The 6,311-nt window shown below is 67.3% G+C and carries 8 protein-coding genes; 3 read left to right on the top strand and 5 right to left on the bottom strand.

The features are described from left to right. The 4 genes from RIC31_RS22855 to RIC31_RS22840 all read right to left on the bottom strand — a co-directional run. A partial coding sequence (locus tag RIC31_RS22855; protein WP_350112754.1) for a sugar phosphate nucleotidyltransferase occupies positions 1 to 140 on the bottom strand: 140 nt, incomplete at its 3' end. 114 nt (positions 141 to 254) lie between these two features. Beyond that, entirely contained in the window at positions 255 to 1,166 is a 912-nt protein-coding gene (locus RIC31_RS22850; RefSeq protein WP_350113459.1) for a hypothetical protein, read from the bottom strand. Positions 1,167 to 1,286: 120 nt separating this feature from the next. Further along, entirely contained in the window at positions 1,287 to 1,745 is a 459-nt protein-coding gene (locus RIC31_RS22845; RefSeq protein ID WP_350113457.1) for a helix-turn-helix domain-containing protein, read from the bottom strand. Positions 1,746 to 1,919: 174 nt separating this feature from the next. After that, positions 1,920 to 2,741, bottom strand: coding sequence for a hypothetical protein (locus RIC31_RS22840; RefSeq protein WP_350113454.1), 822 nt, complete (start codon positions 2,739 to 2,741; stop codon positions 1,920 to 1,922). Between the two features lie 139 nt (positions 2,742 to 2,880). Here RIC31_RS22840 and RIC31_RS22835 point away from each other — a divergent pair, with 139 nt between their 5' ends. Together RIC31_RS22835 and RIC31_RS22830 are read left to right on the top strand one after the other, a co-directional pair. Continuing rightward, on the top strand, positions 2,881 to 3,144 hold the full coding sequence (locus RIC31_RS22835; RefSeq protein WP_350113451.1) for a hypothetical protein: 264 nt from the start codon (positions 2,881 to 2,883) through the stop codon (positions 3,142 to 3,144). Further along, positions 3,141 to 4,055, top strand: a complete 915-nt coding sequence (locus RIC31_RS22830) for a hypothetical protein (RefSeq protein WP_350113448.1) — start codon at positions 3,141 to 3,143, stop codon at positions 4,053 to 4,055. The genes RIC31_RS22835 and RIC31_RS22830 overlap by 4 nt, the downstream gene beginning before the upstream one ends. 48 nt (positions 4,056 to 4,103) lie before the next feature. Here the strand turns inward: RIC31_RS22830 and RIC31_RS22825 are convergent, their stop codons facing one another. Further along, positions 4,104 to 4,973 (bottom strand): hypothetical protein, encoded by an 870-nt coding sequence (locus RIC31_RS22825; RefSeq protein WP_350113445.1) that lies wholly within the window; start codon positions 4,971 to 4,973, stop codon positions 4,104 to 4,106. Between the two features lie 145 nt (positions 4,974 to 5,118). On the opposite strand from RIC31_RS22825, the gene galE reads away from it, so the two are divergent. After that, positions 5,119 to 6,141 carry a UDP-glucose 4-epimerase GalE gene (gene galE / locus RIC31_RS22820; protein WP_350113442.1) on the top strand — a complete coding sequence of 341 codons (1,023 nt, stop codon included), beginning with the start codon at positions 5,119 to 5,121 and terminating at the stop codon, positions 6,139 to 6,141. Positions 6,142 to 6,311 lie beyond the last annotated feature (170 nt).

Genomic DNA, 6,311 nt, shown 5'->3' with positions numbered 1-6,311 from the left:
CGGATGCCGGCCAGCATCAGCGTGGTCAGCGGGTAGTAGATCATCGGCTTGTCGTAGACCGGCAGCAGCTGCTTGCTGGCGACCAAGGTCAGCGGATACAGCCGGGTGCCGGATCCGCCGGCGAGCACGATGCCCTTCATCCATGGAGTCCTTCAAGAATCAATCGCAGATTGATTATATTGAATGCGGGCGGGCGTGGGAACTCTTTCGATGCCTGTTGCCAAGGAAGCATCCCGCCGGATCCTTCTCCGCGGTCAGCGCTGCTGCTTGCGCAGCCCGGCTTCCGGAGCGATCGGCAGGGGCGGCAGGTGGTGTTCCCGGATGGTTGGCGGCATTGAAAGGTCGCCCTGCGACATGGTGACGGCGAGGACGCCGCTTCGGGTCCGGACCGGCAGTGTGAGCGCGATCACGTCATAGAATTCCGAGCGATGCCGGCGTGCCACCGGTTCACCGGAGGCGATCGCCGTCGTGATCCGGTCTCGCGAAGCCTCGATTTGGGGGGCTGGCAGTATGTCCGGCAGGCGGGCACCCTCCGGGCTTGGGGTGCTGAAGATCAGCCCGCCACCCAGGCGGCATGCACGAGGGTCGCCATCCTCCATCCGAAAGATCGAGACGTACTGGCCGGTGTCGTCGAGTTGATCGATCAGGGCTTCCAGACCCCGCGCATCCTTCCAGCGCTCGATGAACGTTCGGAGACGCGGACGCAGGAATGCGCGGGTAGCGGCGGAACCGCAGCCGATGTGCTGCGTTTCGACCCGTCCGGACGCGTTCTGAACGAGCGAGAAGTTGGCATACTCCAGCTTCTGGGCCTCATCGTAGACCTCGAGGATGCGACGACACGCCGCAAGCATCGATTCCATCGTCCAGCAAGTCGGTACGTCGGCATGGTGGTAGCGGACTTCGACCTCGCGAACCTCGCCGCCGTCACCGAGGCGCCTGATTCCGTCGAGCAGGCCCTTCAGGGCGGGCAGCCCGATGCAGCGTGGATCGAAGCGGATCTGCATGTGGTCCCGGGTGCGGCCGACGAATGCCCAACCCTCGGTACGGATCATCCAGCCGGGCAGAAAAGCCGGCGAGAGAAGGGCTTGCGGCCGCCCCTGCTGCAGCGCACCATCCGGCCGTATCCAGAGATTGTCTACGACAATCCTGATATCACTGTGTGCCAAGTGAGTCCCCACCCACCGTTGTGCAGTGAGGATTTTTGCATGTAAAACAGTAAAGTTGAAACAACTTTGGCGACAATGCCCACTCAAGCCGCGAACCCGCGCGGCGCCGCCAGCCCTACCTCACGGGAGTTCCGATGCGTCCGCCTTGGCCGTTCCCGAGCTTTCGGAACTGAGATCGACCATTGACCGTACCAGGTCGACCACCCGACCCCGGGCATGATCCGGCAGTTGTTGCCAAAGGCGCAGGAGCTCGTGTGTCTGTCGGCGCTCGTAGCTGTTTGCCGTAATCGGGGCATCGAACTCGGCGATAGGCTCGCTCGACAGCATATGCGCCGGCGAGGCGACCCGGGTCTCATCGGCCATCTCGTCAAAGAAGTGCGACACCGGCACCCTCAGGCAATTTGCCAAGTCGAACAAACGGGATGCCGAGATCCGGTTCTCGCCCTTCTCATACTTCTGATACTGCTGCCCGGTGACGCCGATCTGCTGCGCGATCGCGCTCTGTGACAGGCCAAGCGCCAGGCGACGTTCCCGGACGCGCCGCCCGACGTGCTGGTCCACCGGATTGTTGGTGGTCACGTGCTCGTAGGTGCCCTTTCGCCCACTGGTTGTCTTTACAGCCTTCTTCGCGACGGATTCGTCATCGGCCGCTTTTGCGGTATCGGAGGAAGCACTCCTCCCTCTTGGCGACATGCGCGTACGCCTTATTTTGTTTGCGGCGAAAAACTAAAATCGTGCTACTGGCGCAGACTGTCAACTCAGTATTAGTACCGAATTGGCCTTCAGTTGAAACTGTATCGCGCCTGCGTTCATGTGAACGTTCGAATTTAGACTGTTCTGAATCGTTGAGAAAACAACCGTGAGTTCGGATACGGACGCACCGGGGACGGTCGCCTCTGAGACTATGCGTTTACCCGTTCTGACAGTTTCGCGCAACCAGTGCTCGATATTAAGGGGGCTGAGAACCGCATTGGTGCCCCTGCTGCAGGCATGATCGACATGCTCGATCATCGCGAGTTGGTCGGGAGATGGCAGTCCGAAACGAATCACCAGCGCTTCGCGGGCGTCGCCGTGCCGGCCGGCCAAGTCGAGCAAGTCACGAGCCGAGCCCACGACATAGCCCGCAAGATCGGCCAGTAGCGGGGCTAGCCAACGGTGGCGCGCCAGGGCCGCGGTGGCGCCGGCCGTTTCCGTGGCAGCCGCACTGCCGGGCGCGGGGTAGCGGTATGTCGATCCGAGCCGGTGCCCGGCCAACTGGATCCATGGAGCCAGACCGGCGAGCAGGTCGGCCGTCGAGTCGTGGGGGCTAGCGTGCCATGCGTCGCCGCTAAGGATGTGCAGCACGAAGGTCGATCCGAGGCCGGTCAGTGACGCTTCGATCGGCATCCGCCACTCGTAGCCAGGCACCTGCGCAATCGGGTCGACATACAACTCGGCCCGCCAGCCGCGGGCGGTGACGACGATAGCCCCGGCGCGACAGCAGTCCTGAATCGCCGCCATCCGGTCGGGCACCGACGCCAGATCCTGCGCCGGGATACAACCCGCTTCGGTGGCCAGCCAGATTCTGTTCGCCATCTTAAGGTTGATCGCTGTCGTGTGACTGGTAATCTAAGATGAACTCACGTTGAGTATCTTGGTTCGGAGGGTAGCGGTGTCAAGGCAACCGGATTCCGAGGACGTCCCGCCTATCGCCGGAGACCGACGCGCCCTGCAGGTGCTCGCCAACTGCATCGGCGAGGTGCTCGGCATACGAACCGAGGCATACCGGAATCTGCTCCGCGCCTCGGCCAGCGACAATCCGCTCGACCTGCATCTGGCTCAGCTCTCGTTCGACGCGCTGGATGGGCGGGTGCGGACGGAGATCTGGCGGCGGGTGCAGGCCGCCGACCGTCGCACGGTCGGCGGGGGCAGGCCGGGCGACGGTGGAGCCGATGTTCTGGATCCGGGCTCCGGCCGCGCAGGCGAGGCTTTCCGGTGACTGCGGCACGGCTCCCGGGGCGGTCGCCGTGGCTGGCCGTGGAGAACGAGTGGATCGCCGCCGAGCCGAGCACCGGCGCGCCGCTCCAGCGCATGTCGCTCCCGCCCGTGCCGCCCCTGCCCATGCCGCGCCCTGCCGCGCCGGAACTCTACGCGCCGGAGCTGGGGCCCGAGTGGCGGGTCCACGGGCTGGGCCATGTTCATCTGGTTCGCCGTGGCCGCCGGCTGTCGGTCCGGCTCGACGGCCGGCAGTTCGACAGCGGGCAGGGCGAGCGACTGGTCACCGCCCTGGCCCGGTTCGACGGCCGGGTAGACGGAGTCGACGTGGCGGTTTGGAGTGGCGGTCTTGCCGTGACCGCCAGCTGGCTCGAGGCTTCGTTCGCGAGCTGCGACGCGGCTGCGCGCTTCGTGCGCAAGCTGGCGGCGGTGGCGACCGGCGCCGAACGGGTGACGACGCTCCGCATATCGCCGGTCGGCAGCGACCAGTTGCCGAAGGCGCAGCGCGCCTGGTTCGATCGCCTCATGGCAGCATGGACAGTCGACCGATCGCTGGGGGCCGGCCCGCTGGCCCGGCTGTTCCGGCCTGGAGGCGAGACCATGCATGAAGGGCTCAAGGTCGTTCGCCGGTTCGGCGGCAATCTGCGGTTCGAGGCTTATCGCATGGCGATCGGGCACCGCTGGATCCGCGATCAGGAGAGGATCATGCACGGAGGCGACCTGCGGGCGGTGATCGACCGCCGCCTGGCGCGCAGCCTGCTGCAGTCGGTCGCCCAGGCCCACGGCAGCGGTCAGCAAGTGATCGAGCAGGTTTCCGGGCTGGTCCAGGTCGAGAACGGCTACCGGTTCACGGACTACCACCGGCTGACCCTGCCGCTTGGCGCCGGGATGGCGCTGATCGCCACCAGCTGGTAGGCGGCCGGCGGCGGCGCGAGTGCCGTCGGCACCTTGGCGACCCGTGTGTCAGGCGCCGTCGGCGCTGCACTCGACGGCGGCGGCGGTCCGCCGCGGCGGGATCCGCAGGACGGCGACGGCGGCGATCGCCGCGCCGGCGGCGTCGAGCGTGGAGGTCGGGATGACGGCCAGCAGCGTCGAAGTCTCGGCTCTCGCCAGCGCATCGTGCGCGACGATCGCTGTCCCGCTCCGGTCCGCCTCGATGACCCAGTCCATGACCTCCGTAAGGTCGATGCGCGGCGGACCGAACCCGTCCTGCAGGTGATGGTCCAGGCGGGTCACTGTTCCCTCGTCGTCACCGCCTGGGGTCACGAGCATCGCTTCCCGCGCCCCGATGCGGCGCTGCGCGGCCACCAGGAGCGTCGCCGCCGTGCGGTAGCGCCCGGAGGCCAGCGGCGCGATACCCTCGCGCACCGTTGCGGGAACCCGGATGGTATCCGTCGGCCCGGCGGTATCGTTGGCCGCCATCGCACCGCAAGCCCCGGTCTCCCCATCCCGGATGCCGGGGGCGGCCCGGCAGGCGATCCGGATGGTCGCCCAGGCGGCGCCGTCGGCGAGGCCGACCCAGGCGGCGGTGGCGGCTGACAGTTCCTCCGGCGATTCCACCGGACGAAGGTGCCAGTCGGCGGTGCACAGGAGATGCAGCACCGCCGGGAAGTCCTCGCCGGTGAGAGAGGCGCCTAGCGCGGCCCGCCATCGCCGCCGCCCGGCCTGCACTACCGGGTCGAGGAACACCCGCGTCGGCTCGTCCTCCGCCTCGGCGATAAGGATCGCCCCGGCCCAGCAGTGATTGCGGAAGGCGGCGCTGGCGATCGGATCCCGGACGTCCGGAACCCGTCGGCGTCCGGTCGGCGTGGCGTGCCACCATCTGCGGGCCATGCTGCGGCGTTCCTTCCTGTTGTCCGCGACGACGGTCGGCGTGGAGATGGTCCGGCAACCTGGTGGCCCGGAGTTGCCGAGGATGTGTGCCGGAGATGATAGTGGTGTAAACTTCAGGTTGATTCAATGCAATCGAGAGCCGGACATGCGGGAATGGATGCGGGCGCCGGGCCACGCGGCCGGGCCGGCGCCGCAGGTGCCGGCGGTACTGGTAACCGGCGGTGCCGGCTTCGTCGGCAGCCATGCCTGCAAGGCGCTGGCCGCCGCCGGCTTCCTGCCGGTGGCCTATGACGACCTGTCGAACGGCTCGAGATGCGCAGTGCGATGGGGGCCGCTCGAGGTCGGCGACGTGGCCGATCACCGGCAACTGGCGACGGTGCTGGCCCGCCACCGGGCGGTTGCCGCGATGCATTTCGCGGCCCGTATCGAGGCCGCCGAATCGCTGCGTGACCCGGCCGTCTACCTCGCCGCCAATGCGGACGGCACCTGGCAGTTGCTGCGGGCGATGCGTCAGGCCGGCGTGCGGCACCTGGTGTTCTCCTCGTCGGCCGCGGTGTACGGCGCTCCCGCCATGCTGCCGGTGCCCGAGGCGCACGCTCTGCGGCCGCTCAGCCCCTATGGCGGCAGCAAGCTGCTGGCCGAGCGGATGCTGGCAGAGTCCGCCGCCATCGGCGGCCCACGCTGGGTGGCGCTGCGGTATTTCAATGCCGCGGGGGCCGACCCGGACGCCGAACTGGCGGAGAACCACCGGTTGGAGACCCACCTGATTCCGCTGGCCCTGCGGGTCGCGCTCGGTCACCGCCCGTATCTCGAGGTCCACGGCATCGACTACGCTACGCCTGATGGTACCTGCATCCGCGACTACGTGCATGTGAGCGACCTGGCCGACGCCCACGTACTGGCGCTGCGCCGGTTGCTGGCCGGTGGCGAGCCGCTGGTTGCCAATCTCGGCACCGGCCGCGGCGCCTCGGTGCTGGCGGTGGTCGACGCCGTGCGCGCCGCGACCGGCCGACCGGTGCCGCTGCGGGCCCGCGGCCGGCGCCCGGGCGATCCACCGCGGCTGGTGGCCGACGCCCGGCTGGCCCGCGACGCGCTGGGCTGGCGGCCGCACTTTCCGGAGCTGGCCGACATGGTGCGGCATGCGTTGTCGGCGATGCGGTGTATCTGAGGTTGTCTGAAGCCCGCTGTGAGACAGATGGGAGCGATGTATAAAGCTTGAGATGTGAGTTTGGTTATTAATTGATAAATTTGAGATTGAAATTCTCGTGGAAAACCTGAATCGTAGTGTCGAGACAGGGGATGGAGTGGGTGCAGGGCGCAGTCGCGTATCGACGACGG

The sequence above is a fragment of the Thalassobaculum sp. genome (assembly GCF_040219615.1).
Classification (GTDB): domain Bacteria; phylum Pseudomonadota; class Alphaproteobacteria; order Thalassobaculales; family Thalassobaculaceae; genus Thalassobaculum_A.
The sequence above is the reverse complement of the archived record's forward strand: the minus strand, read 5'-3'. Positions and strand labels throughout refer to the sequence as shown.

Coding starts and splice junctions, on each gene's coding strand:
- RIC31_RS22840 (WP_350113454.1), bottom strand. CDS start 2,741: ATGGCGAACAGAATCTGGCTGGCCACCGAAGCGGGTTGTATCCCGGCG.
- RIC31_RS22825 (WP_350113445.1), bottom strand. CDS start 4,973: ATGGCCCGCAGATGGTGGCACGCCACGCCGACCGGACGCCGACGGGTT.
- galE (WP_350113442.1), top strand. CDS start 5,119: ATGCGGGAATGGATGCGGGCGCCGGGCCACGCGGCCGGGCCGGCGCCG.